This window comes from Allosphingosinicella deserti, assembly GCF_003012735.1.
Taxonomy (GTDB): domain Bacteria; phylum Pseudomonadota; class Alphaproteobacteria; order Sphingomonadales; family Sphingomonadaceae; genus Allosphingosinicella; species Allosphingosinicella deserti.
In genome coordinates this window covers 12,641-38,772 of the sequence record NZ_PXYI01000014.1, presented here as the reverse complement: position 1 = coordinate 38,772, position 26,132 = coordinate 12,641, and the positions used below count along the sequence as shown (strand labels likewise).

23 protein-coding genes are annotated in these 26,132 nt (G+C 65.6%); 4 read left to right on the top strand and 19 right to left on the bottom strand.

Going from position 1 to position 26,132, the window contains the following annotated elements; translation table 11 throughout:
* Positions 1-85: 85 nt before the first annotated feature.
* Complete coding sequence (locus C7I55_RS26395; RefSeq protein WP_146151156.1) at positions 86-316, top strand: hypothetical protein; 231 nt, start codon at positions 86-88, stop codon at positions 314-316.
* Between the two features lie 69 nt (positions 317-385).
* Here the strand turns inward: C7I55_RS26395 and C7I55_RS28390 are convergent, their stop codons facing one another.
* From C7I55_RS28390 to C7I55_RS26370, 6 genes are all read right to left on the bottom strand, one after another.
* Positions 386-541: a hypothetical protein gene (locus tag C7I55_RS28390; protein WP_158266606.1), complete on the bottom strand. Its 156-nt coding sequence runs from the start codon at positions 539-541 to the stop codon at positions 386-388.
* A 415-nt stretch (positions 542-956) separates the two neighbouring features.
* A complete protein-coding gene (locus tag C7I55_RS26390; RefSeq protein ID WP_106516048.1) occupies positions 957-1,697 on the bottom strand; it encodes a response regulator transcription factor in 741 nt (246 codons plus the stop codon).
* A 1,416-nt stretch (positions 1,698-3,113) separates the two neighbouring features.
* The gene (locus C7I55_RS26385; protein WP_106516047.1) at positions 3,114-4,517 is read right to left on the bottom strand and encodes a tetratricopeptide repeat protein; all 1,404 of its coding nucleotides are present in this window, start codon (positions 4,515-4,517) and stop codon (positions 3,114-3,116) included.
* A gap of 519 nt (positions 4,518-5,036) precedes the next feature.
* Positions 5,037-5,930: a plasmid partitioning protein RepB C-terminal domain-containing protein gene (locus tag C7I55_RS26380; RefSeq protein ID WP_106516046.1), complete on the bottom strand. Its 894-nt coding sequence runs from the start codon at positions 5,928-5,930 to the stop codon at positions 5,037-5,039.
* Positions 5,927-6,274: a hypothetical protein gene (locus C7I55_RS26375; RefSeq protein WP_106516045.1), complete on the bottom strand. Its 348-nt coding sequence runs from the start codon at positions 6,272-6,274 to the stop codon at positions 5,927-5,929. Before C7I55_RS26375 ends, C7I55_RS26380 begins: the two co-directional genes overlap by 4 nt.
* Positions 6,275-6,361: 87 nt before the next feature.
* On the bottom strand, positions 6,362-7,630 hold the full coding sequence (locus C7I55_RS26370; RefSeq protein WP_106516044.1) for a metal-dependent hydrolase family protein: 1,269 nt from the start codon (positions 7,628-7,630) through the stop codon (positions 6,362-6,364).
* A gap of 59 nt (positions 7,631-7,689) precedes the next feature.
* Here C7I55_RS26370 and C7I55_RS26365 point away from each other — a divergent pair, with 59 nt between their 5' ends.
* Both C7I55_RS26365 and C7I55_RS26360 read left to right on the top strand, forming a co-directional pair.
* Positions 7,690-9,813, top strand: coding sequence for a malate synthase G (locus C7I55_RS26365; RefSeq protein WP_106516043.1), 2,124 nt, complete (start codon positions 7,690-7,692; stop codon positions 9,811-9,813).
* Positions 9,814-9,847: 34 nt separating this feature from the next.
* The gene (locus tag C7I55_RS26360; protein ID WP_408640641.1) at positions 9,848-10,921 is read left to right on the top strand and encodes a phosphotransferase; all 1,074 of its coding nucleotides are present in this window, start codon (positions 9,848-9,850) and stop codon (positions 10,919-10,921) included.
* Between the two features lie 39 nt (positions 10,922-10,960).
* Here the strand turns inward: C7I55_RS26360 and C7I55_RS26355 are convergent, their stop codons facing one another.
* From C7I55_RS26355 to C7I55_RS26295, 13 genes are all read right to left on the bottom strand, one after another.
* Entirely contained in the window at positions 10,961-13,132 is a 2,172-nt protein-coding gene (locus C7I55_RS26355; protein ID WP_332888443.1) for a M3 family metallopeptidase, read from the bottom strand.
* 128 nt (positions 13,133-13,260) lie between these two features.
* The gene (gene recO, locus C7I55_RS26350; protein WP_106516042.1) at positions 13,261-13,995 is read right to left on the bottom strand and encodes a DNA repair protein RecO; all 735 of its coding nucleotides are present in this window, start codon (positions 13,993-13,995) and stop codon (positions 13,261-13,263) included.
* Between the two features lie 14 nt (positions 13,996-14,009).
* Positions 14,010-14,918 (bottom strand): GNAT family N-acetyltransferase, encoded by a 909-nt coding sequence (locus tag C7I55_RS26345; protein ID WP_106516041.1) that lies wholly within the window; start codon positions 14,916-14,918, stop codon positions 14,010-14,012.
* The gene (locus C7I55_RS26340; RefSeq protein ID WP_106516040.1) at positions 14,915-15,865 is read right to left on the bottom strand and encodes a polysaccharide deacetylase family protein; all 951 of its coding nucleotides are present in this window, start codon (positions 15,863-15,865) and stop codon (positions 14,915-14,917) included. The genes C7I55_RS26345 and C7I55_RS26340 overlap by 4 nt, the downstream gene beginning before the upstream one ends.
* Positions 15,866-15,875: 10 nt before the next feature.
* Positions 15,876-17,795: an excinuclease ABC subunit UvrC gene (uvrC, locus tag C7I55_RS26335; RefSeq protein WP_106516039.1), complete on the bottom strand. Its 1,920-nt coding sequence runs from the start codon at positions 17,793-17,795 to the stop codon at positions 15,876-15,878.
* Between the two features lie 228 nt (positions 17,796-18,023).
* Positions 18,024-18,668 (bottom strand): F0F1 ATP synthase subunit B family protein, encoded by a 645-nt coding sequence (locus tag C7I55_RS26330; protein ID WP_408640640.1) that lies wholly within the window; start codon positions 18,666-18,668, stop codon positions 18,024-18,026.
* Complete coding sequence (locus tag C7I55_RS26325) at positions 18,661-19,155, bottom strand: F0F1 ATP synthase subunit B family protein (protein WP_106516038.1); 495 nt, start codon at positions 19,153-19,155, stop codon at positions 18,661-18,663. The genes C7I55_RS26330 and C7I55_RS26325 overlap by 8 nt, the downstream gene beginning before the upstream one ends.
* Before the next feature lie 70 nt (positions 19,156-19,225).
* The gene (locus C7I55_RS26320) at positions 19,226-19,453 is read right to left on the bottom strand and encodes a F0F1 ATP synthase subunit C (RefSeq protein WP_106516037.1); all 228 of its coding nucleotides are present in this window, start codon (positions 19,451-19,453) and stop codon (positions 19,226-19,228) included.
* Between the two features lie 46 nt (positions 19,454-19,499).
* Positions 19,500-20,285 (bottom strand): F0F1 ATP synthase subunit A, encoded by a 786-nt coding sequence (locus C7I55_RS26315; RefSeq protein ID WP_106516093.1) that lies wholly within the window; start codon positions 20,283-20,285, stop codon positions 19,500-19,502.
* A gap of 35 nt (positions 20,286-20,320) precedes the next feature.
* Positions 20,321-20,644 (bottom strand): AtpZ/AtpI family protein, encoded by a 324-nt coding sequence (locus C7I55_RS26310; protein ID WP_106516036.1) that lies wholly within the window; start codon positions 20,642-20,644, stop codon positions 20,321-20,323.
* Between the two features lie 251 nt (positions 20,645-20,895).
* Positions 20,896-21,294, bottom strand: coding sequence for a YdbL family protein (locus C7I55_RS26305; protein WP_106516035.1), 399 nt, complete (start codon positions 21,292-21,294; stop codon positions 20,896-20,898).
* 1 nt (position 21,295) lies between these two features.
* Positions 21,296-21,472 (bottom strand): YnbE family lipoprotein, encoded by a 177-nt coding sequence (locus C7I55_RS26300; RefSeq protein ID WP_106516034.1) that lies wholly within the window; start codon positions 21,470-21,472, stop codon positions 21,296-21,298.
* A 47-nt stretch (positions 21,473-21,519) separates the two neighbouring features.
* Complete coding sequence (locus tag C7I55_RS26295; protein ID WP_106516033.1) at positions 21,520-24,774, bottom strand: YdbH domain-containing protein; 3,255 nt, start codon at positions 24,772-24,774, stop codon at positions 21,520-21,522.
* A 249-nt stretch (positions 24,775-25,023) separates the two neighbouring features.
* On the opposite strand from C7I55_RS26295, the gene C7I55_RS26290 reads away from it, so the two are divergent.
* Positions 25,024-26,121, top strand: a complete 1,098-nt coding sequence (locus tag C7I55_RS26290; protein ID WP_106516032.1) for an acyltransferase family protein — start codon at positions 25,024-25,026, stop codon at positions 26,119-26,121.
* Positions 26,122-26,132 lie beyond the last annotated feature (11 nt).

Below are 26,132 nucleotides of genomic sequence, written 5' to 3'. Positions count from 1 at the left end.
ACGGTTGCAAGCGGGAGGCCTTGCAGGCCGCATAAGGGGCGAGCAGAGATACGGAACCAGGACAACGTGCTGACAGGCGGACATGATGCCGATTGACCAGGAAGCAACCGCCGCAGCGCGCCGGACCGAGTTCACCGTCCGGCGGCCGGACGCTCCGTCCTGCGCCTCGAGGCACTTTGAGGTCAGCGGCGAGGACGCTGACGGTCTCATCCACAGCTTCCATACCGACTGTCCGCAGCAGGCAGGCGACATCGCCGAGATCCTCTGCGAGGATCTGACCGACGTTCGCATCATCCAGCGATACCCGATCGCCTGAGATCCGGGCACATCGCTGACAGGGTGAGGCTGCCTCGGTGGCCGACGTGGTTACCCTGCGGGCGTCGCCTCAACCATGTTCCTCGACGCGAACGTTTGCGAGGTCTTCGGACAGGATCTCGGCAATATCCTGTGCCTGTTCAAGATTGTCCGTGTGGAAACTGTGCACGTTGCCGTCGCCATCCTCTCCGGCGACTTCGTAGCGACGGATCGCCGACGTAGGCATTCCCGCAGACCGTATGCTGAACTGAGTCGAACGATCGGCGTGAACCTGCGAGCGCTCGAACAGTGTCGAAGGAGGGGTTCGTCTCATGGGGCCGCACACGATATTGTTTTGGAAGCGGAATCAAGTCTACGGCACCTACTTATCCCCAAAAAAATGTGGAAAGTGTTTACGACGGGCGAAAACCAGTCCCGCGCAGAAACGCACCCGATGCCACATTATGTCTGATTGAATACTTCGTGGCTTCTTGCGCGCCACTCGGCGTGCAGAGCGCCTGCAATCGAGGCCGCCGGCTCTCCCTGCGAACTCTTTCGCACCAAGCCGTTGCGATGCCTCCCCGGCACCTCCTGCGGACAGCGCCACCAATCCTTGAAGAGGCGCCCGCGCGAGGCAGGACCGTGGCTCCGTAAACGGTCCGTCAGCGGATTCCCGAGACCGTTCTCGGCGGTTCGAGCAGCCGCCACCCGCTCCCGGTCACCGTCTGAAGGACATCGCGGCCACCCGGAATGTCGCGCAACTTGGCGCGCACGCGCGATATGTACACATCGATAATCTTCGAGGTCGCAGGCGCTTCCTCCCCGTACAGGATGGCGAGTAGCTCGGCACGGCTGAGTACGGCTTCTGCCGCTCCGGCAAGCGCTCCGAAGATTCGATATTCCGCGTCGCTCAAGCGAGCCTTCCCGCCGTTGAACGACACGCTCTGGTCGAACGGATCGAGCAGATATGAGCCGAGCCGGCTGGGAAGGCGGCCCGCGGCGTCGAACCCACCCTCTGCCGCATCGCCGGCCTCTGGAAGCGGTCTGCCATGTCGTCGCAGGCTCGCACGAATGCGGGCGAGAAGCTCGCCTGGCAGGAAGGGCTTGACGATGAAATCGTCGGCACCAAGGTCCAGAGCCTCGATGCGATCCTGTTCGGAGCCGCGCCCGGAGACCACCAGAATGGGCCGGTCGGAGAGTTGCCTCAGAATGATGAGGAGTTCGCGTCCGTCATAATCCGGCAAGCCCAGGTCGAGCAGCACGACGTCGCCGACACCCTGGGAGACGAGCGAAATCGCCTGGGATCCGCTTTCCGCTTCGCGGGTGTCGAAACCGCCGACCTGCGCGGTCGCGCTGAGAACCGAGCGGAGCTTGGGATCGTCTTCGACGACCAGTATTTCCATCGTCACCCCAAGTGCCTCCGGCTAGTGGCTTCGCAGCGGATTCACTCCTGGTCAGGCGATGCCGCCTTTGTTGACCAGCGAGCCCGGCCCGACTGCGACTGCCTGCGGACACTCGTCTCGAGCATTCGTGCAAAGCGCCGCTCGTGGTGGTGATGGCGGATTGCAGGGCATGCGAGCGCCGCAAGGTAAGTGCTGCAAATGTCATTATCGCATTCGTTTCGCCCGAACAATGGTAGCAAAGTTTCTACTGCTGGCGCTCAGTGGGAGCTAAGATGTGATGCGGCTGCGACAGGCTTGTTGTAAATCAAGGACTTGCCACAATCCCTCGGCGGTGGCGGATGCCTGTCCGAAAGGCGTAGTCCTTCGTGTCCATTGCGGACCTATCTTGGCGGCGTTGTACTTGCCGCGGCGCAATCGCCGGTCTCTCAAACAGGATAGGGACGCATCCATGCGACGGCGCTCGAAGCGGCTCACGGAAAGTTTGAGGCCATCCTACACGACCAAGCACCGCCTCCGGGAGAGCCTTGCGGGAGCCGATTGGACGTTCCTGCTCGCATCGTGCTGCCTCGTAGCCCTTGTGGTCCTCGGCATCGTTCTCCTTGGCTGATCCATGAACGCATCGGGGCGGCACGGCAGGACCGCAGGCGCGACAGGACCGGGCTACCCCCGGGCGGTGCGCAGGCAGTGCTACGAATGGAGCTTCACCGCGCCTTGGCCGAGACGATCCCGTACCTGATCAGCCCGTGCGGCCTTCGCGTCGACAACCTGCGACCGCTCCGGTTGCGCTGCGAACCTCTCGATCAATCGCCTCGCAGCGGGCGCTCGCCGTGCGGGTCACCGGGATCAGGGCCGGCGCTCCCCGCTTCGGACCCGAAGCGATTCCGACGCGTAGGCGTCTGCCATCATCGAAAGCAACTCCCGCAGCGGCGAATGCGGCGGGCATTCGACAGCCCGGGCGCGATAGCGGTTCGACCGGCCGGCCAGTTCCCGGGAGAGGACATCCCCCGGACCGACCGCTGATTGTCTCTCCGGCGCAGCAGGTGACGTCCTGTCGGTCATCCCGGCACTTTAGCCGCTTGCAGGCAGCGAAACCGTTCCGGTGCTTGCAAGGCTCGCGGTCCGGGCGCCCCCCGACGCCCGGACCGTCCGCCGCCTCCCCCGCCGACCGGACGCGCCGCCAGGGCCTCAAACATCGCGGTCGGCTTCGCACTGCGCTCATTCCCCTGGCACAGTCGCAAGCATCCGGCGATCGCCCCAGACACGCCCGGTCGTTCCAGTATTGCGGTTCTCGCCACGCCGGTGAACATCGGATCCCCCTTGCGCCCTGGTCCTCATGGGCAGGACACCATGAGAGGTATCAGGCGGAACCGGGGAGGAGGGATGTGGCAAAATGTGGCAAAATGTGGAATAAAGCGGCTAACCGGTCGGGATCAATGGTTTTTGCCGTGGTGTAAGGCTCCTCAGCAGCTGCTGCACCTCGGCGTCTCCCCGCCAGCGCTCAGCAATTCGCCGGGTGACCGGTGCCGAATACCATTGCTCCCGCAGGTCACTGGCCTCGGTCAGAAGCTGCACGAGCATGGCGCGCTCTCCCATGGAAGAAGCATAGAATGCAGGTGTGTCGCGCGACTTCCGCGCACCCGCCGCGATCTCGCGGCGTGACGCAGCGACGAGCACCCCCACGGCCGTGCGCGGATCCCGCCGCACCGCCGCCTCCACTTCGGCGGACACACGCAGCAGGTGAACCTCTCGCTGGATACGTGCTCGCGCCGAGAAGGCGTGGGCGAATTGCACGATGTCGCCATGAGAGATGTGGAGCCACGCCAGGCAATTGTAGACCGTGGCATCCTCCGGAGCCCGTTCTGCAAGCGCGGAAAGCTGCCTGAGTGCGAGTTCATCGCGTCCCGCCTGCCAGTGCGAGCAGGCTTGCTCGACCTCGATCGTGCGCGAACCGGGCGAAAGCAATCGCGCACGGTTATATTCCCGCTGCGCATTTTGGTCATCTCCGAGATCCGCCAGCACGTTAGCATACCAGAAGTGGGATTGCGGGTCGCGTTCATCGAGCGCGATTGCCCGCCGGAAGTTTTTGAGCGCGCTCGGCGCACGGCCGCTCCACCAATATTCGACAAATCCGAGGGCCCGATGGGCTCCGGGTAGCCGTGGGTCCAGGCGCAAGGCATCTTCGGCATGGCGACGCGCGCGCCGGTACGCGGTAGGATCGTCGACGGCCCCATATTCGCGGATGAGCAGCCACGCGTCTGCAAGTCCTGAATGCGCCGGCGCGAAGTGCGGATCACGCCGGATGACGCTCTCGTAGAGGCGGATCGCACTTACAAGGTCGCGCGACGAGCGGCGGGCCCACATATCGCGCGCGGTCACGAAATCCGCGGCAACGAGCGGGTCGCGCGGAAGAGACAAAGCCGGCCGCTCGACGATCTGCGCGGGTGCTTCGCCTGCCCGCCAAGCGACGTCGCCGGCCAGGATGACTGCAAGGGCGGCGCAGCCGGCCGCGATGACTGGGACGCGAATGGCCCGAATGCCCGCCGGACGCGTTTTCGCCGGTTCGGCAACAGTTGCCGCCAGCATCACCTGCTGAGGCACATGATCGGCTGCGATGGCAACGTCGTCGTGGCGCAATGCCCAAGCCGCGAGTTCGTGCTCGAACGCGAACACCGACCCCTGCTTGCCCCCGGGCATCCTGTGAATCGGCAGCTTGCGAGCGCGTGCCCAGCGCATGACGGTTGTCCGGTCACGGTTGAAGTAGGTCGCCACCGACTTCCAGCCATCGAGGCGCTTCGAACCCACCGGATCGGGATGATCCATCCGAACACTCCATGGCCTCATCGGTCAAGCCGGACGTACAGAGGTGCTTGATCGGGCAGGTTCACGTCAAGAGAGGATGTTGGCGCAGCAACCCGCATTCAGTCTCAAGCTCGGCCCCGGATCAAAGTGCCCCTAGCCTCTGCCGGGCGCCCACATTGCGGTTGTTGCCGCGGGCGACGCCTGCTCGCGATCCGCCGGACATGCCGCCTGCGCTCACAGGTAGGCAGTGCCCTCGGGTCATCGCCGGTTATTCCGTCACGGCCTGCGTTCGTGTCTTGAAGATTGGAGACCGCGCTTGGAGAGCCGGCGTCAAAGCGTGCCTCCGGTACGCTGCCGGTCGCTCCGAAGCGGGACATGGAAGAGGAGATTTGCATAGATATGTGTTGGAGCCGGCCGCACGGAGACGAGCAGGCATGCTGGGCGACGATTCTGCCGAAGCCGTTGAACTATCGTCGACGGCTGCACTCGAACCAGGTATCAGTGCAGCCCGGCCCTCCCGCGCCGTGTTGTCCACCTGCATCACGAAGCGCCCTGAGCTTCCGCGATTTTCTGGAACTCGGCGAGGATGTCGGAATGGTGGTGGGCGAGATGTCTTACCACCCGCACATTGCCGAGCAAACGTGTTACGAACCCGGTCGCGAGCACGAGGTCGAGCTGATCGACGCCGTAATCCTGCTCCACCAGGCGCAACTCACGGTCGAGGTTGCACGTCTCACGCCGCACTGTCTCGATCTGCGCGCGGGAGAGGCCGCGTCTGCGGCGCTTCTTGCCTTCCACCATCTGATCCGCGGGCGTCGCCGCGAGCAGTGACTTGGCGTAAGCGAGCGAATAACGGTTCATCGTGATCATCGCCTGCGCGGCTTCGATCTGCCGGACCGTTCTCATGAAACGCAGCTCGCGGAAAACATTGATAGGCACGTGCCGGTCCCGGAGCAGGTCGACCACCTCCGGACAGATACCGATCAGCATTTTCTGCTTGGCCCGAATATGGGCAATATTGACGTTGAGCGCGCGCGCGAGGCGCTCTTCCGGGACTCCCTTCGCGATCGCTTTCAGGATCATCTTGTGCTCCTGGATCGTGGCGACCCGGCTGATACGCTTGTTGTAGGTGAAAGCTTCGTCGTCGACGGCGATCAGGCATGTCACCTCCGTTTCGCCTTGCTCGCGCAAGATCGCGACGCGAACGTGACCGTCCAGAAGGTGGTAGAGATCGCGATCCTGTGCATCGCGTATGACGGCCGGCGGTTCGACGATCCCGACCTCCGCGATGGACGCGGCAATCTGACGATATGTCGCGGATCGCCTCGTACGGTCCGAAACTTTCCGCAAGGGCCGGATGGCGTCAATGGGGACGCGGACACTCGATTGCTCGAAGCCCAGCACGACCGGCTGTGCGCGGTGCAGCGCGGTCATGCCGCTTGCACGCTGGAGACGCGATCGGCGATCTTCTGAGGCATGGTATCCAGCCCTTCCTCCTTGATCAGCGCGGCGAAGGCCGCATCGGCGGCGAGCCGTCGAAGGGCTTCGGTGATCAGCACCAGCCTGTCCTTCGCGCTGTTGACCCGCCGGATGATCTCGCGCTTGCGTTGGGCATCGTCCTGGTAGGCCCGAACCAGCGCGGCGGAGTTGAGCTTCTCGGGCGCGTAGGGCTCGACGGACTTGAGGCGCTTCCCCCGGCGGCGGCGTGCTTCCACCAGTCGCTTGGCAGCGAGCAGCTTCCTGCCGCGCAGCAGACCCTGGTCGTAAGCGCTCTGCAAGGCACGCTGGACGTCATCATCGTCGGCGTCGGCGATCTCAATCGCGGCCTGAAATCACTGCTGGGACAAGCCGCATGCCGGATCAGGCTAATCCGCAACGTCTGCTCCGCGAACCACATTCCCGCCTTTCATAACCAATCGCACCCGGCGTGCCGCGGCGATGTCGCGCGTCGGGTCGCCGTCGACCGCCACGAGATCGGCAAGCAGGCCCGGCCGCACCGCGCCGACCCGATCGGCGATCCCGAAAATGCGCGCATTGCCGCCGGTTGCGGCGATGAGCACGTCCCCGGGACGCATGCCCCAAGCCGCCATCAGTTCCATTTCGCGGACATTGTCGCCATGGGCGAAGACGCCGACATCGCCGCCCATGCAAATCGGCGTTCCGGCGGCGAGCGCCGCGGCGAAGCTCTTTCTCTTCTCGGTGACGGCAGCGGGCTCGGGCGCGGCGCCGTTCCAGCCGCGGTAGCGCGAGGTCGCGTCGGTGGCGCCGAGCGTCGGGCAGAGCGCCACCTCCTTCTCCTTCATCAGCCGGAAGATTTCCGGCGTGCCGCCATTGCCGTGCTCGATCGTAGCGGCACCGCCGAGGGTTGCGCGGCGCATGCCTTCGGGCGTGCTGGCATGGATCGCGACCTGGCGCCCGGCGGCGCGCGCGGCGTCCACGACGGCGGCGATCTCGCTCAGCGAATAGGTCGGACGGCTGTCCTCGCCGGGACGCCACCGATAATCGCCGTAGAGTTTCACGACGTCGGCACCCGCACCGATCTGGCGGCGGGCGGCGGCAACGAGGGTGTCGCCGTCCGCTTCCTCGGCGCCGAGCGCGGCAAGATAGGGATTGCCGGATTTCGGCCCGTAGCTGCCGGTGGCGACCAGGGCACGAGTGGCAACCAGCATTCGCGGCCCAGGCACGATGCCCTGCTCGATCGCCTGCTTGAGGCCGACATCGGCATAGCCGGCGCCCTCGGTGCCGAGATCGCGCACCGTGGTGAAGCCAGCCATCAGGGTATCGCGCGCATGATTGACAGCGCGGGCGGTGCGCAGCGCCTCCGGCTCCTTCAGCACCTGATCGTCCCAGCTCGTCTCATTGTACGGGTGCAGGAAAAGATGTGAGTGGCCCTCGATCATTCCGGGCATCAGGGTCATGCCGGGAAGCTCGATCAGCCGCGCGCCGGCCGGCGCAGCCACGTTCGCACCCGCCGCCTCGATGCGATCGCCGCGGACGAGCACCGACCAGCCTTCATGCGCCGTTGCAGAGATGCCGTCGAACACGCGGGCCGGACGGAGAAGAACCAAAGTTTCCTGCGCGCCAGCAGGGGCGACGGCGACGAAGCAGGCGAGGAGCAAGGCGAGGAACCGCATGGATAATCCCGTTCGGAGCGGTTACGCCGCGTTGCAGCGCAGGATAGAGGGAGCCGGCCGTGGCGCAATATGAGCTGATTTCGGGCATCGAGATCGACGCCGAACTGAAGGCCTTCATCGAGGCCGAGGCGCTCCCCGGCACCGGCCTCGACCCTACGGAATTCTGGCGCGGCCTGTCGGCGCTGATCCGCGATCTCACCCCCGAGAACCGGCGGCTTCTGCGCCGCCGCGAGCAGCTCCAGGCGCAGATCGATTCGCGCAACGAATCGCTCGGCGGCCACATCCCCTCCCCTGCCGAAGAAGAAGAATTCCTCCGCGAGATCGGTTATCTCGTCGATCCCCCGGCGCCGTTCACCATCGGGACCGACAAGATCGATCCGGAAGTCGCCCTGATCGCCGGCCCCCAATTGGTCGTGCCGATGAGCAATGCGCGCTATGCCCTGAACGCCGCCAATGCCCGCTGGGGCAGCCTCTACGACGCATTGTACGGCACCGACGCGATGGGCGACCGCCCCTCGGCTGCGGGATACGACCCCGACCGCGGAGCCCGGGTGATCGCCTGGGGCCGCGACCTGCTCGATCGCATTGCCCCGCTTGCGGAGGGCAGCCATGCCGATGTCGGGAGCTATCGCATCGAGCAGGACCGTCTGATGACGGATCGCGGCGGGCTTGCCGATCCTTCGCTGCTCGCCGGTTGGCGCGAAGGCGCCATCCTGCTGCGTCACCACAATCTCCATCTCGAGATCGTGCTCCATCCAGACCATCCGATCGCGCGGCAGGACAAAGCGGGCGTCGCCGACATCCTGCTCGAAAGTGCGATCACCGCGATCATGGATTGCGAAGATTCGGTCGCGGCAGTGGATGCTGCCGAGAAGGTCGGAGTCTATCGCAACTGGCTCGGGCTGATGAAAGGCGATCTCTCAGCGCGCTTCGCCAAGAGCGGCCACAGCGTGGAACGCCGTCTCGACTCTGACCGGGTCTACAAGGCGCCAGGCGGAACATCGCTTACCCTCAAGGGCCGCGCCTTGCTGTTCGTGCGCAACGTCGGGCATCTCATGGCCAATCCGATGATGCGGATCGGCGGCGAGGACGTCCAGGAAGGCCTGGCCGACGCGGTGTTTACCTCCCTGATCGCGCTTCACGATCTGAACGGCGCACGCGCCAACAGCTCCACAGGATCGATCTACATCGTCAAGCCGAAGATGCACGGACCGGAGGAGGCCGCCTTCGCCGACCGCCTGTTCGCCCGCACGGAGGATCTGCTCGGTCTCGCGCGCTGCACGATCAAGGTGGGCGTGATGGACGAGGAGCGCCGAACCTCCGTCAATCTCGCGGCGGTGATCGAGGCAGTCCGCCACCGCATCGTGTTCATCAACACCGGCTTCCTCGATCGCACCGGCGACGAAATCCATACGTCAACGAAATTGGCTCCGATGATCCGCAAGGGCGAGATGAAGAGCGCGGCGTGGCTGAAGGCCTATGAAGACAACAATGTCGATGTCGGCCTCGCCTGCGGCTTCCACGGCCGCGCGCAGATCGGAAAGGGCATGTGGGCGATCCCCGATCGCATGGCCGACATGCTTGCCCAGAAGGTTGCCCATCCGCTGGCCGCTGCGAGCACCGCCTGGGTGCCCTCGCCGACCGCCGCCACGCTGCACGCGCTCCATTACCATGAGGTCGATGTCGCTGCACGTCAGCAGGAGATTGCCGGGCGCGCACCGGCGCGCCTCGCGGACATGCTCACCATTCCAGTCGCGGCCGGCCGCAACTGGTCGGCCGATGAAGTTCGCGAGGAGCTCGACAACAATGTTCAGGGCATTCTCGGCTACGTCGTCCGCTGGATCGATCAGGGAGTCGGCTGTTCCAAGGTGCCCGACATTCACGATGTCGGCCTGATGGAAGATCGCGCGACCTGCCGCATTTCCAGCCAGCACGTCGCCAATTGGCTGCATCACGATATTGTGGATCGGGATGCGGTCGAACAGGCGCTGGTGCGCATGGCCAAGGTCGTCGATCGCCAGAATGAGGGGGATCCGGCCTACCGGCCAATGGCGGCGGATCCGGGCTCCAGCATCGCCTTCCAGGCTGCGCGGGCGCTGATCCTCGATGGCGAGGCCCAACCGTCCGGCTACACCGAGCCAGTCCTGCATGCGCATCGGCTGCTGCTGAAAGCGGCGGAGTAACCGCGCCCGCCCGAACATAAGATGATGAGAGAGGATGGAGATGGACAGGAGCGCCCAGAATAGCGGCACGATCGATGTCCGCGATGCGCACAGGTTCGATGTCGAGGCGCTCGCCGGCTGGCTGGAACGCGAGGTCGACGATTTCGCCGGTCCGCTTGCCGTCGAGCAGTTCAAGGGTGGACAGTCCAACCCGACCTACAAGCTGATCACGCCGGGCCGGTCCTACGTGCTGCGCCGCAAGCCGCCGGGCAAGCTGCTGCCCGGTGCCCATGCGGTCGACCGGGAATATCGGGTCATCAGCGCCCTGCACGGCCAGAACTTCCCGGTCGCCCGTGCCTATGCCCTCTGCACCGACGAAAGCGTCATCGGGACCGCATTCTACGTGATGGAGATGGTCGAGGGCCGGATCTTCTGGGAGGCCGACTTCCCGCAAGTGCCCGAGGCCGATCGGCCCCGATATTTCGACGCGATGAACGAAACCATTGCCCGGCTCCACACGATCGATCCCGAGGCTGCGGGACTCGCCGACTACGGCAAGCCCGGCAATTACTTCGAGCGGCAGATCGCACGCTGGTCGGGCCAGTATCTCGGCGATGTCGAGGCCGGGCGGGTTCCGGCCATGGATCGGCTCGTCGAGTGGCTCCCGGCCAACATTCCGCCCGGCGAGGACGAGGCGAGGATCATCCATGGCGATTTCCGCTGCGACAACATGATCTTCCATCCCACCGAACCACGCGTGCTGGCGGTGCTCGACTGGGAGCTGTCGACGCTCGGTCACCCGCTCGCCGATTTCAGCTATCATCTGATGATCTATCGGATGCCGGCGGGCATCACCACCGGCCTCGCCGGGCTCGATCTCGCCACCCGCAACATTCCGTCGGAGGCGGATTATGTCGCGGACTACTGCCGCAGGACCGGGCGGGAGGGCATCGCGAACCTCGATTTCTACATCGCCTTCAACCTGTTCCGGCTCTCGGCGATCGTTCACGGGATCAAGGGCCGGATCGTCCGCGGCACCGCCGCGTCCGCCCATGCCGACAAGATGGCGGCCGGGCTTGAGCCGCTCGCGGAATTGGCCTGGGCCCAAGCGGTGAAGGCTGGTGCCTGATGGCAGACGGGCCCGGCATCGCTGCCGGGCCCGCTCGTCTCATTTCACCGGAAAGCCGCGCTTGCGCATCAGCGCCTTCACGTCGGGATCGCGTCCGCGGAACGCACGATAGGCCTCCGCGCGGTCGGTCTCGTTGCCTGTCGACAGCAGGGTCGAACGGAAACGATCGGCAGTCGCCTTGTCGAACGGATTGCCCGCTTCCTCGAATGCCGCCCAGGTGTCGGCGTCCATCGTTTCCGACCAGAGGTAGGAATAATAACCGGCCGAATAGGCATCGGACGAGAACAGGTGGTTGAACTGGGGCAGCCGGTGCCGCATCACGATCTCGCGCGGCATGCCGATCTTCGCCAGTGCATCGCGCTCGAACGCATCGGGATCGACCACGCCGGCCGGATCCATGTGCAGCATCATGTCGACGATCGCCGACGAAAGATATTCGACCGTGGCGAAGCCCTGGTTGAACGTCGACGCCTTCTCGATCTTGTCGATCAGGGCTGCGGACATCGGCTGCCCGGTCTTGTAATGCTTGGCGAAACGACTGAGCACCGGCTGGGTCAGCAGCCAATTTTCGTTCACCTGGCTCGGATATTCCACGAAGTCGCGCGGCGTACCGCCGAAGCTCGGATAATGAACGTCCGACAGGAAATAGTGAATGGCATGCCCGAACTCGTGGAACAGGGTCTCGGCATCGTCGAGGCTGATCAGCACCGGCTCACCGGGCGCGGGCTTGACGAAATTGTTGTTGTTGGAGCCGAGTACGATCTTGTCGCCGAGCAGTCCGGCGCGGCTGCGATAGGTGGTCGCCCAGGCCCCAGAGCGCTTGCCGGTGCGGGCATAATCGTCGCGATAGAAGACGCCGACTTGGTGACCGTCGCGGCGATCGGTGACGCTGTACACCCGAATGTCCGGATTCCAGGCCGGAACGGTGCCGGTGATCTCCTTGAAATCAAGCCCGTAGAGTTCGCCCGCCGCCCAATAAGAAGCCTCGATGATGTTGTTCAGCTCGAAATAGGGTTTCACCTCTTCCTGGGAGAGGTTGTAGCGGGCCTTGCGCACCTTCTCCTGATAGTAGCGGTAATCCCAGGGCTCGATCACCAGCTTGGGCTCGGTCTTGCGGGCGAGCGCCTGCTGGTCCGCAACCTCTTCCTTCACCCGTGCGACCGCCGCCGGCCACACGCCCATCATCAGCTCCATCGCCTTGGGCGGCGTCTTGGCCATCGTGTCCTGCATGCGCGCTTCGGCATGGCTTGCGAAGCCGAGCAACTTGGCACGACCGGCGCGCAGCTTGACGATTTCGGCAATCGTCTGGTTGGTGTCGTTCGCCCCCTTGTTGTCGCCGCGGTTGACGAAGGCGCGCCACACCTTCTCGCGCAGCGCGCGATTGTCGGCGAAGGTCAGCACCGGATCGACGGCGGAGCGCGTGTTGACGATCGCGAAGCTGCCGGCCGGCAGCCCGCGCTCCTTGGCGGCCGAGGCCGCGGCAGCCTTGATGTCCGCCGGAACGCCTTTCAGCTCCGCGTCCGTGGCCACGATGTGAGTGCTCTCGTCAGCGAGCACCTTCTCGCTGAAGGTCGCGAACTTCTCGGCAAGCTGCGAATTGTAGGCCGAAAGCTGCTGCTTCTGCTCGGACGTCAGATTGGCGCCGCGCCGGACGAAGCTCTCGTACAGGCGGGTGACGAGGCGCTGCTGCTTGGCGTCGAGGCCGGCGCTTGCGCGCGCCTCGTAGACCGCCTTGATACGCTGGAACAGCTTCGGATCGAGGGTGATCTCGTCCGAGGCGGCCGAAAGCTTGGGCGACCATTCCTTGTCGAGCGCCTGGTACGCCGGCGTCGCCATGTTCGACGTCATTACGCCGAACATCGACAGCACGCGGTCGAGCCGCTGGCCGGCCTTTTCCAGCGCCTCGACCGTGTTGGCGAACGTCGGCGCCTCCGCGCTGTCGGCGATCGCGCGAACCTCGCGGCGCTGTTCGTCGATGCCGAACTGGATGGCTTCCGGGAACAGCTCGGGCTTGACCTGGTCCCAGGGCGGAACCCCGTCATAGGCGCCCGTCCAATTGGCGAGCAGGATGTTGTCGGGCACGGTCACTGGGGCTTCCACGGGAGCCACGGCCGGTTCGGCGGCGGCGGATTGAACGGGGGCGGTGTCGGTGGCGCTGGTGCAGGCCGCCAGCGACATGGCGGCGGCCGAGGCAAAGAGGAATGCCTTCAAGTTCGAAACTCCGTTGAGCGGCCCCGAACGTGCGCCGGGGCGGATGGCGGCGACCATAATGGGAGGGGGCCGAACCGCAAGCAACGCGCCGTTCTTGCGCGATTTTCTTGGCCGAACGCCGGGCCGTGTCAGGCGCCTCCGATCCGCTTCAATCGGCCGATCAACCGCTCGCGGGCAGCGAGCACATCCGCCTGGCGCTCGATCAGGATGTCGCGGGTGAGAAAATGGCCGGTGATCCGCAGGCCGTCGAAAATATCGCTCCACGCCGCCGGGCCGCCGTCGAGCAGGAACGGGGGCAAGGCGAACAGGCGGTCGCGATAGCCCTCGCCCGCAACGGCACTGACGGCACGCCCGCTGCGGGGACTTACATAAGCAAGGTCGCTTTCGACCCCGGTAGCGGCGCATTCCGAAAGATCGAGGCCGAAGCCGAGTTCGGCGAGCAGCAGCAACTCGTACCGCACCAGCGCGGTCGCCCAGCCCCGCGCGGCGGGCGCCGCTTCCACGGCGGAAAGCAAACCATCCAGCGCCTCGTACAGCCTGGGATAGGGCTGCCCCTCCGGCAGTGCGGCGGCGGTGAGCGCCGTCGCCCATTCGATGGCAGCCGCCGGAAGCGGCTCCGACAGCAGCGCCCCGCGGCTGGCAACCAGTTCCAGGCTCATATGTGGAAGCTGATCCTCGGTGCGCGCGCGATATTCGGCGGCGACGAGATTGCCGGGGAGCAATACCGGCCGCAAGGTGCGCGACTTGCCGCCGCGCACGTAGCCGGCCTGAATGCCGGCGCCCGGCGTCAGCGCACGCACGATCGCGGCATGCTCGCCATGCGGCCGAACCGCGCAGATGATCGCCTGGGTCTCGAGCCGCATCGCGGCGGAGACTATCAGCGGCGGAGGCGGCGGGCGAGGCCCTGGAGCGCAGGCGAGCGAAGGATGCGCTTGATCCCTGCCACACCGGCGTCGAACCCTGCGAGCGACGCACCGACGATCAGGTTCGGGAGCGTAGGCTTCAGCAGCAGCAGATCGACGCAGGCGACTTCGCCGGTCGAGAAGGTCCTTTTGTGCTGCCCCTCGCCCTCGGTGAAGTCGAACAGCCGGAAGCGCCCCTCCTCCATCAGCTGCCGCATCGCTTCGAACTGCAGAACCGTGCCCGGCGAAATGTCCGCGAAGTCGGGATCGTAGCCGAGATAGGCATAGATCAGAGTTGCCCCCTCGGCCGGCGCGTAGAGATAGGCGATCGGCTCGCCGTCGAGCGACAGGATCCAGCCACGCATCGAGTCGCGGGAGGCCAGGCATCGCATCTCCGCCAAGGCCCCGTCCCCGTCGGGCAGACCGGCGTCGAGCAACTGCTCCTGATAGCTTCGTGCCGAGACGTGCCGGGCCGCGCGGTGGAAGTCGTCCACCTCGGCCACATCACGATAGCAGCGCAGATCCAGCGTTCCGCCCGAGCGCTCAGTGAACTTGCGGACCTTGCGCTTGAGGGTCGAGCGACTCTTGGCCGAGAAGCCGGCCAGATAGGCGTCGAAGCTTGAGTCCAGACGCGCGTAGAAACGGTTGTAGCGCTGGCGCACGAACGGCTTCAGCCCGCTGTTCTGCGCAAGAACGCTGTCGAGCCGATCGGCCGGAAGCGACAGGATCAGGAAGCCGTCGTTGGCCCCCTCCACGCCACGCAAGGTCGGCACCTCGCCCGCCTGCGCCTGCTGGAGCGACACGGGGACGCGGGTCAGCCGACGCCGCACCCGCCAGAGCGTGCGCGCGCCGATCCGAAACGGAAGTGCGACCGAGGCCGTCACAGCGACCGCTCATAGACGAGGTTCGACCAGAGTTGCTGCGCCATGCGCCGCGTGGTTCGGAGCCGGTCCGCCGGAAGCGGCCGCGCCGGCCGGTCCAGTGGAAGGTCCGTCAGATCGGCGAAGTGGACGGTCGGAAAACGTTCGGCCTGATCGGCAAGGAAGGCGCAGAGCTTCTCGAACCGGCGGGCGAGCGTTCGGTTCGGGCGCTGCCCGTCGCGGCTGGCGAATTCGAAACTGTGGCTGACCAGGGTCACGATCGGGTGCGACTCCGCCTCGGCATGGACCAGCGCCGCCTCCATTTCCTCCATCGAGACCGCGCACAGCTGGAGGTGGCGAAGCCGGCCGGCACGATCCTCGATCTGCGACACCGGCACCTCGACGATTCCGGCGACCTCCAGCGGCGCGATCTGCGCCGGCGTCAACGGCAAGGCACTCGGCACCGGGTGATGCGAACCGTTGTGGCTGCTGTCGTAGCGGATTCCAGCTCCTGCCAAAGCAGCCAACGTGCGGACGTCTGCGGCATAGCTTCCGGAGCGAAAGGCGGTGGGCGGGGGTGCCCCCGCCTCGATCAGCAGGCGCCGCGCCGCCATGACAAGATCGCTTTGTCCCGCGGCATCGAAGCAGGTGAGCTCGAAATCCGCACCCTCGCGTACCCCCGCCGCAATGCTTCGCCAGCAGGGATGCAGGTGAAGCTGCACCTCCTGGCCCGCGTTCAGGATCGGCCCGATCATCTGCCGGATCGGTACGAGACCATAATGTTCCGCGGGCATGGGATCGACGAAGAAGCAGGCCTTGAGCTTATGCTCACGCAGCAGCTCGAGCTGCCACGATACGCCGACTCCGGCCGGATCGAACGACCGCGCCAGATTCTCCTGCCACGACGCACCGCGGGCGTAAGGCCCCCAGGTGAGCTCGGTGTCGACGGTGAGGAGGACTGGGGTTGCCATCCTCCGGGGCTTAGCCGCCGGAATGAAAATAATCGTAAATGGCGCGCGCCGTGCCCTTGGAGATGCCGGGCGCCTTTTCGAGATCCTCCAGCGCCGCGCCTTTGACCGCCTTGGCGGTGCCGAAGTGCATCAGCAGGGCGCGCTTGCGCCCGGGCCCGATTCCCGGAACCTCGTCGAGCGGCGACGACGTCATGCTCTTGGCCCGCTTCTGCCGATGCGCACCGATCGCAAAGCGGTGGGCTTCGTCGCGCAGCCGCTGCAGGTAGAACAGCACCGGCGAATTGACCGGCAGGGTCAGCTCGCGCCCGCCGGGCAGATGCATCACCTCGCGCCCGGCATTGCGATCCGGCCCCTTGGAAATGCCGACCACCGGCACGTCGTGGATGCCGGCGCACTCCAGCGTCTCGAGCACCGCATTGAGCTGGCCCTTCCCGCCGTCGATCAGCAGCAGATCCGGCCAGTCGCCGCGGCTGCGATCGGGATCCTCTTTCTCGAGCCGGGCGAAGCGACGGCCGAGCACTTCGCGCATCATCGCGAAATCGTCGCCGGGCACCGTCTCCGCCCGCTTGATGTTGAACTTGCGATACTGGTTCTTGAGGAAACCTTCCGGGCCGGCGACGATCATCGCGCCGACGGCGTTGGTGCCCATCACATGGCTGTTGTCGTAAACTTCGATCCGCTTCGGGGTCTCGGACATTTCGAACATCTCGGCGATCGCCCGCAGGTTGCGCACCTGGGTCGATGATTCCGCCAGGTGCCGATCAAGCTCCTCCTCCGCGTTGCGCTGCGCCTGGCGCATCATCCGCGCCTGGTCTCCGCGCTTGGGTTCCTTCAACGTCACCTTGCGTTCGGCGCGTTCCGACAAGGCTTCGGCGAGCAACGCCTCTTCGGAAAGCGCCCGATCGACGAGGATCAACTTGGGCGGCGGCAGCTCCTCGTAGAATTGCATTAGGAACGAAGTCAGCACCTCCTCCTCCGGCACCTCGGCAGTGTGGGCGGGGAAAAAGCTGCGATGGCCCCAATTGTTGCCGCCGCGGATGAAGAAGGCCTGGATCGAGATCGTTCCGCCCTTCGCCGCCAGCGCGAAAATGTCGGCATCGCCCATGCCTTCGGCGGCAATGGTCTGGGTGCCCTGGATGAAGGTCAGCGCGCGAAGCCGGTCGCGATAGAGCGCGGCCATCTCGAAATCCATCGCCTCGGCGGCCTGCTGCATCGACGCCGCAAGCTTCTGTTGCACCCGGGTCGACTTGCCGGCGAGATAGTCCTTCGCATCCTGGACGAGCTCGGCATAACCGTCCTCGCTGATCCGTCCCACGCAGGGCGCGGAGCAGCGCTTGATCTGGTAGAGCAGGCAAGGCCGGTCGCGGGTGGCGAGGAAGGTATCGGTGCAGCTGCGCAGCAGGAACAGCTTCTGAAGCGCATTGAGGGTCCGCGTGACCGATCCTGCGCTTGCGAACGGGCCGTAATATTGCCCCTTGTGCCGGCGCGCACCGCGATGCTTGCGCACCTGCGGGAATTCATGATCCTCGCGCAGCAGGATGAACGGGAAGCTTTTGTCGTCCCGCAGCAGCACGTTGTAGGGTGGCCGGTAGCGCTTGATCAACTGCGCCTCGAGCAGCAGCGCTTCCGCTTCGGTGTTGGTGGTGACGATCTGCATCGACCGTGTCTGCGCGACCATGCGCTGCAGCCGCTTCGTCAGGCGCGACACCTGGGTGTAATTGGTCACCCGGTTCTTCAGCGCGCGCGCCTTGCCGACGTAGAGCACTTCGCCCTTGGCATCGAGCATCCGGTACACGCCCGGCCGCACCGGCAGGGTCTTCACCACCGCACGGATCGCCGCACAGCCCAGCTCGATGTCCGGCTGATCGGACCCGCGGACGGTGTAAGCGGATTTCTCTTCGTTGAAGCGGTCGGTCGGGGTGTCGGTCACGGCTGCGGATGTAGGTTGGATGGGCCTTGAGGGCCAGTGGGTGAGAGGCTCGAAATCACCAAATCGCCGTTCGGGCTGAGCCCGTCGAAGCCCTCATTTTACCCCTTACGGCGCAAGAACAAGGAAGGGGTTCGACAGGCTCAGCCCGAACGGACTTCCAGTGCCCACAAACACGAACGCCGCGGCGGTTTCCCGTCGCGGCGTATGGTGTTCGAAAGGGAGGAAGGCTCAGTGGGTGGTGCCTAGCCCTGCAATCGTGCGATCGACGACGGCACGATCGGTCGCCGGATCCATTTCGGCACGGATCAGCCGTTCCGCGGCGGCGGCCGCTGCAGCAGCAGCCTTGGCCCGAATCTCGTCGACCGCATGGCGCTCGGCCGCAGCGATCTTGTCCTCCGCCATGCGGGCACGCCGCTCGATCAGCGCGTCGCTGTCGGCTTGGGCCTGCCGGACGATCGCGTCGGCCTCGTGGCGGGCGCGCTCGACCATGGCGGCGGCTTCGGCTTCGGCCGACGCGGCCTTCGCCTGATATTCGTTGCGCAGCGTCTCGGCCTCGGCACGCAACTGTGCGGCCTCGTCGAGCTGCTGGCGGATGCCCTCGATCTTGCGATCGAGCGCCTTGCCGATCGCCGCCGGCACCTTCTTCCAGAGCATGATCGCGATGACCAGGATCATCGCCAGGGCGACCCAGGCGGTGGCGTCCATGCCGAGCGCCTTCGGCTCGGCATGCGGTGCGCCATGCCCCTCGGCGGCGGCGGTGGTCACCGCATCCCCGCCGGTGTGCGGCATCGCCCCATGCTCACCCTTGGTGGATGCATCGGCGAGGTTCTGCTCGACGGCGGCATCGCCGCTGGTGATCGGATGATTAGCCATTGGCGAGCGCCGCCTTCACTGCGTTGTCGGCCTGGTCGCGGCTGACGGTCTTGCCGGTAAGGCGAGCGACCATCTCCTGCGCGGCTTCGGCAGCGACAGTCTCGATGTCGCCCATGGCAGCCTCGGTCGCCTCGCGGATCCGCGCTTCGGCGGTAGCGACCTTGGTCTCGCCCTGGACGTCGGCCGCCTTGACCTTTTGCTCGGCCTCGCGGGCGGCAGATTCCTTGGCGGCCTGGGTGACTTTCAGGGCCTCGGCACGATTGGCCTCGGCGCGGGCGCGATTGGCCTCGTCGATCTCCTCCGCCGTGCGGCGCGCCGCTTCGGCGGCGGCGAGGTCGCCGGCAATCTGCTTGTCGCGCGCATCGACGGTCGCTTCGATCTTCGGCAGCATCCCCCGGCCGATGACCAGGTAGATGAGACCAAAAGTCAGCACGAGCCAGAAGAGCTGCGACGCGAAGATTTCGGAGATTTGATCGATCTGAGGCATGTCGTTCCCGCTTCCGCGCCCGCCGGACGCTCAGGGCGTCGCGGCGGAGGCGGTTGTCTGGATCAGCGTGTTACGCGACGAAGAGCAGGATCATCGCAACGACGAACGCCAGCAGGCCGAGAAGCTCGGCGGCGGCGAAGCCGATGAAGAGACGGCCCTGCTGGCTGTCGGCAGCGGCCGGATTGCGCAGCGCGCTCTCCAGAAACGAGCCGAAGACGTTGCCCACGCCGAGTGCGGCCATGCCGACGCCGATCGCGGCGAGACCGGCACCGACATACTTTGCGGCTTCTGCGTCCATTTCAAAAACTCCTTTGTTGAATGCGTTGGTAAGTAAGCGATGAAAGTCAGTGAAGATTGATCGCGTCGTTCAGGTACAGCGACGTCAGCAGAGCGAACACATAGGCCTGGATGGCACAGACCAGCAGCTCGAGCAGGGTGATCCCGATCATCAGGATGAAGCTCGGCAGGCTGACCACGGGGGCAACCCAGAGGGCCTCGGCATTGAGGCCGTTGATGACGAATCCGGCAAGCACCTTCATCAGGATGTGGCCGGCAGTCATCGCCACGAACAGTCGCAGCGCGAGGCTGAACGGACGCACCATGAACGACACGAGTTCGACCGGCACCAGGATCGGCATCATCCACCACGGCGCGCCATGCGGCACGAACAGCGAGAAGAAATGAAAGCCGTGGCGCAACAGGCCGACGATCAGGACGATGCCGAACGAGACGATGGCGAGAACGCCGGTGACCGTCAGGTGGCTCGTCACGGTGAAGGGATGGATACCCACGATCCCGGTCGGCAGCATGCCGAGCAGGTTCGCGACCAGGATGAACATGAACAACGAGAAGACATAGGGCGTGAACTTGCGCCCCTGAGGCCCGATATTGCTGTCCATCATCGACGTGATGAAGCCGGTGACGCCTTCGACGGCCGCCTGCCAGCGGGTGGGGACGAGCTGACGCTTCATCCCGCCGAGCATGAACAGCCACAGGGTCGCGACCGCGACGACCATCCACAGCGCGCTGTTGGTGAACGCGATCTGGTGTCCGCCGATCGAGAAACCGTCGAAAATGGACTGCACCTCGAACTGGTGCATGGGGTCGATCTTGCCTGCTTCGGCCGCCACGTCTTCTTCCCGTCGATAATGCAAACGCCCGAAGATCAATCCGGGCGCTTGCTTGAAATCCGAATGATGCTCCTGAAGCCGGCCGCCGTTCCGAGGAACATCAGCAGCAACAGGAAGAACGGTGAGGTGCCGAACCACTGGTCCAAGACCCAGCCGATCACTGCACCGCCGCCAAGGCCCCCGATCAGGTAGGACAAAACCCGGCTGCCGAGCTGCTCGTTCCGATCAGCCGGCTTCCGGTCCGTGCCCGTCCTGACCGCCTCTTCCGCCTGCGCACTCCTCAGCCGCTCGTCGAGCTTCGAAAAACGCGCATCCCGCGAAGGAGACGTGGGATCCTGCCGGTTCTCGTCTTCCGCCATGTCTGTCTTCCATGTGCGGCCGCGCCGATCGGCGAGACTGCCATAAGGTGTGCGAGGACATGCCGGCGAACGATCCCGCCAAGGCGCCGTCCCTTTAGGAAGCGCCCCGGATCAAGTCAACACGTGGAAAGAATTGGAGAGTGCAAACACACGCGCCCGCCGGACTCGGAAGGCGCTTGGGGTAGCCTGGGGTGGCCCGATCATGGCGTGAAGCCCAATGTCCCCCTCCCGGTCGCGGAAGGGGGTGGGGCTTAGCCGCAATAGCTCGGCAACGGCACGGCAGCGCTTCCTTCGCGCTTCTTCCAGGCGCCATCGGTGCCGCGGTAGAACTGCCCCGGGCCGACCTTGGTGCGGAACAGCTCGCAGGCGGTGGTGGCGGCGACTTCCTCGATCTTGGCGCCGCGCTTGGCGGCGAGATCGGTGTAGTAGGCACGACGCTTGATGTTAACCGAATCGACCTGCGCGCGGACCGCGCCAGACGCGGAGCCGACGACGCCGAGATAGCCGTCGGCCTGCTCGCCCGCCTGGCCGCTGGAGCGCAATTCGGCGGCGGCATCCGCCTGGTACATGGCGAAGGCGGCCGTGGCGCCGCCCGTGATCGCGACGACCGCGACACCGGCGGCAATGATCAGCTTGAGACGGCGGTTCATGTCAGAAGACTCCCGGATTCTTGTCGATGAGATCGCGCACGTCCTGCTGCAGCCGCACGACGACCTCTTGCCTGATATTGATGTTGAGGTTGATCTCGATCGGCTTCTCCGGCGCGCTCACCTGAACGCAGCCCGCCGTCGAGATCATGACCGGCACAAGGAGAAGAACCCTTCCCATCGCACCCTGCGTCGCAGCGCCACGCAATCTCGTCAATATCGGGGCTTTCATCGCACACTCTCGCTTTCGTTGGGCTGAACAGGGGAAGGCGCCTGAGCCGGCAACGCCGCAGCAGGCGTGGGCGGTCGCTTGGGCGGTTCCGCGGGCGCAGGCGCCGGCGCCGCGGGATCGGCCGTCGGGATTGCCGGCGGCTCGCGCAATTTCTCGGGAAGAACGGACTGGATGAGGTTGCTCGGATCCTCGAACGACCGGGCGGTCGCAAGCAGGGCGCGGAAAGGACCGCGCACCGCGATGTTGAACTCGAACGGGATCTTGGCCAGCTGGCTCAACGCCCGACCGACCACCAGGCCGCTAATTCCACCCGAAGGGGCCGCGGTCAGCGCCGGATTCCGCGCGATGCCGTCGAGTTCGATGCCGGCGACGAACTCGCCGTCGAGGGCCCCGTCCAGATTGATGGCCAGCTTCGAATAGCGCATCGACTTGAGCGCGTCGAAGGCGAGCTTGCCGTAGGCGCCGAGATCCTTGTCGGTGAGTTCGCCGACATAAGACAGGGTGCCGCCGTCCTCGCGCGCAACCAGATGGCCGCCGACGATTCGGCCGCCGCGCTCGTCGAACAGCATCGGGATGATCCCGTCGAACGTGCCGGTCGCCGACAGATTGGAGAATTCCATCTGCGCGATGAAGCGCGCCGCATCGAGACCAGTGACCCGGAAGGTCAGCGCCTTGGTGCTCGGTTTTGCAAAATCGAGGATCGTCTCGTCGAGGTCGAGCTCGCCACCGGCGTAGGGCCATTTCCCGCTCTCGACCTTGACCCGCAGATCGGGGAGCAGCTGGTAGCGGACCCGGCCGTCGAAGACGTCGATGCCGGCGCGCACGAGATCGGCTTCGGCGATCTGCGACGGGGCGCTGACGAGGCCGAGCAGGTCCGTGAAATGCACCATCGTGCGGACGCCCTCGACCGGGCCGAAGGCGGCGGCGAAGTCCATGTCGTCGGTGCCGAAAGCGCCGCTGCTGGTCGTACCTTTCTCGTCCCAGGCGATCTCCCCTTCGCCGCGCAACACGCCCCGTACCAGCGCAACGACTCCGGTGGTCAGCCGGGTGAGCTGCTCCGGCTGGTAGCTTTCATCGAAGACGATCCCGGGAACGTCCAGGGTTGCACGGCCGCGTCCGGTGGCCAGATCGTGGGCGATGCGAGTCTCGAGGATGTGCGTGCCGGTTTCCGGATCGTCGAGCCGGCCGGCCGCGGCGATCTTGCCATCCGAAAGCGCGAGGCGGAACTGGGGCGCGACCAACGGGTAAAATCGTGCCGGATCGACCGTGTCCGAGACCCGGATCCGTCCGTCCATCTTGAGGTCGCTTCCGACCAGCGACCAGCGCCCGCTCCCGTCGTCGAGCAGGAGCGGCACCGCTGCCAGTTTGGCGCTCAGGCCCTGATAGCGTCCGTTGAGGCCACGTCCGTCGATCGTTCCCGTGAACGAGGCCGCGTCGAGCTGATTGACGGCGTCCGCCTGTCCGAGCCGGACCGACAGGCTCGACGCGTTGAAACCGCGCCGCTCCCATCCGAAATCCAATCTCCTGGCGGCAATGGCGATCGGCGACGTGCCGAGGTGACCGGTCAGCCGCGGTGCGCGGATCGCGGCGCCCCCGGCAACTGCGCCCCCGGGGACCTTCCACACCAATGCGCGACCGGTGGCGCAGAGCGGCAAGGCCGCCGGCGCCAGGCGAAGCGTGCCGGTGGTGAGGGCTCGGAAGCGGACGGCGGTACAGCCCTCTCCGACGACAAACCCGCCGCTCCCATCGAATCGTGCCGCAATTGGAAGGACGAGCCCTGAAACGCTGCCGCCGCCAAATGCTCCGTCGATCGTTGCAACAGTCTCGACCCGCGTGGTTTCTCCAGGCGCGGCCGTGAACCGCACCGGGCCGAGCGCGAGACGTGAGCCTTCGGCCTGCATCGCTGCGATCCGGCCCTCGCCGCTGATCGGCCCGCCGAGCTCCGGCTGCCGGAGCGTGAAATTCGCGGTCGGGAAGCCGCCGCCTGAAAGTGCAAGATCGCCGTCGATCCGGGACAGACCGGTCGGCCAGGCATAAGTGACCCCCTGCCCGCCTTTCAGCGTCAGGCGGGCGCCGCTCCGGCTGCTCGCGACCAGCCGATCGATCCGAATACCACCGCCTCCATTGCCCCCGACGATGCGGACCGCGCCGGCGGCGTCGAACGACTGCCCGGCGCGGCGCAGCGCGGCGGCGAGCGCCTCTCCAACCGATTCGACCGGGCTGCCGCCGAGCGATGCCAGCGCTCCGGCAGCGCCCTCGACGACCGGCCCCGCTGTGATGCCGCGGGCGCCGACATTGGCCTTGAGCGATGCCTGCCCCGTTTTCGGCGAGAGCGAATAGAAGCCGTCGACCCGTGCGCGCCCCGACGCCACCTGCCCCACCCGTGCCGATTGCGCGGCCAGAGCGATCTCGCCCCGGGTTGCTTCGGCGTTGCCGTTGAAGCCGAAATTCCCCGCCAGCGTGCCGAGCGCATCGGCGCCGAGGCGAGCGCCGCCGGCAGTGATCTCCGCCTTCCCGCGCCACGCGTCGAGCGCTTCGGCAAGGCTGGCGTCGATCGCGAGTGTCGGCCGATCGAGCAGCAGATCGCCGCAGCCGAGACTGGCGGCGCGCACCGGCCCGGCGAAACGCGGTTTCGCATCGTCGATCGCCACCTGCCACGACGAGGATAATGCCGAGAGGCGGCACGTGCCGATGCTCAGCCTCTGCGAGGCAGTCGCAACCTTGCCCCGGAAGCCATCGGCAAGATTGCCCTTGCCCTCCATGCCGATCCCGATCCGACCCCACGGGGTGTCGAGGCGCAGGGAGGCATCGGCCACGTCCACCGCCTGAGCGGGGAAGCGGAACGGCGCGCCGCTCGGCGGCGGCAGCAATTTGTCGACCTCGCCGAAACTGACCCGGCCGTCGATCACGCGTCCGCGGAGCCGAACACCCCGCGCCGTGATCATCGAGACTCGCGGCCGGCGGAAGCCCCAACTCAGCCGGATCTCGACGGTTCTCGCCGTCAGATCGGGATTGCGCGGGTCGCCGATGATCAGATTGGCGAGGCGCTGGCGGCCGAACTCGATCCGCTCGACGTCATAGCTTGCCTGCACCCCGCGACGGGCAAGCTCTCGGTCCAGGAAATCCTGGGCAATGCGCATTCGCGAAGCCCACAGCAGCGCGACCACGCCGACCAAGACGAGCAGGATCGAGGGCAGGACGAGTCTCTTGCCGCGGCTTCTTCGCACCTCCTGGCTGGGCTCTTCGTCCACGTATCCGCCTTAGGCTCCCGTCCGCACCCGCAAGGGAATACCTTCCTGCCCGAGAGCCATCCGTTGCTCAACCTCCATGCAACGGCTTCGTTCCGGTGCCGTCACTTTCCTGGCTATGCGTCAAGCCGATCCTAGCTGAACCGCCGCTGATTGCTCGGCCGGATCGTCCGTTGCGCCAGCCGAAGCGAAGACCCTTGCGAGGCAGAGTGCAAGCGCTCAAGATGCTGCAGAGGGGGATCAACTGTTTCCGTGAACGCGAAGCGGTTCTTCGGCGCAGGCCCGTCCGCTGGAACGGCGCCCGATCGTGGCGGCGAGCCAGTCGCCGGCGAGCATCTCGCGACGATCGATATCCTGCGCGGAATCGCTGCGATGTCCGTCTGCCTCTATCATCTTACCCGCCGCAACCTGATGACCTTCAACGATCCGGTGGCAAGCTGGCTGTTCGCCTGGGGTGCTGCGGGAGTCGACATCTTCTTCGTCATTTCAGGCTTCATCATTCCCTATACGATGATGAGCAGCAGCTATCGCCTCGCCGACTTCGGCCCCTTTTTTGGGCGTCGATTCGTCCGCTTGGTGCCGCCATCCTGGGTACAGATCGCGTCGATCCTGCTGCTTTTCGTCGTGGTTCGTGCGGCCTATGGCAGCGGCCCCGCATGGCTCGGAGAGCTGACGACCTCACGACTGTTGCACAATCTTGCCTACACCGTACCCTTCACTGACGAGGCGTGGATCAACCCGGTTTTCTGGACCCTCGCGGTTGAATTCCAATTCTATATTCTCGTCGGTCTCGCCTTCCCCTGGGTGTTTGCCGGGAAACGCGAATTCCTCGCCACGTGCCTGTTGCTGATCGTGCTGCGCCACGTGCCCTTCATCGGCGGGCTCCTCTTCCTCAAACATTCCACCCTGTTTCTGATCGGCGGCGCGGCCCTGCTCCACCGCCGCAAGGTCCTCACCAACCGGGATTATGCGCTGCTGCTCGCCGGCCTGACGTTCGCCACGGCGGTCCAGCCCGGGCCGCTTCAGGCAGGGTTCGGATGCGCCACCGCGCTGATCATTTCCTTTGTTCCGCTTCGCAGCGCGCTCGGCGCGTTTTTCGGCCGAATCTCCTATTCGCTTTACCTCACACATTCGCTCACCGCTGGCCTCACCGCGACCGTCCTGATCCGGATCATCCCGCCATCCGGCGCCGGTGCGAAGCTGCTCATCATTGGCGTCGCCGTGCTGATGGCGATCCTGACGTCCTGGATGTTCTACCGGATCGTCGAGCGACCCTTCATCGGGCTGGCCAAGCGATCATTCCCCCGCCCTCGCGAAAAGCCACAAGGCAGCGTCGAGATTGCCATATGACGGGGCTCCTA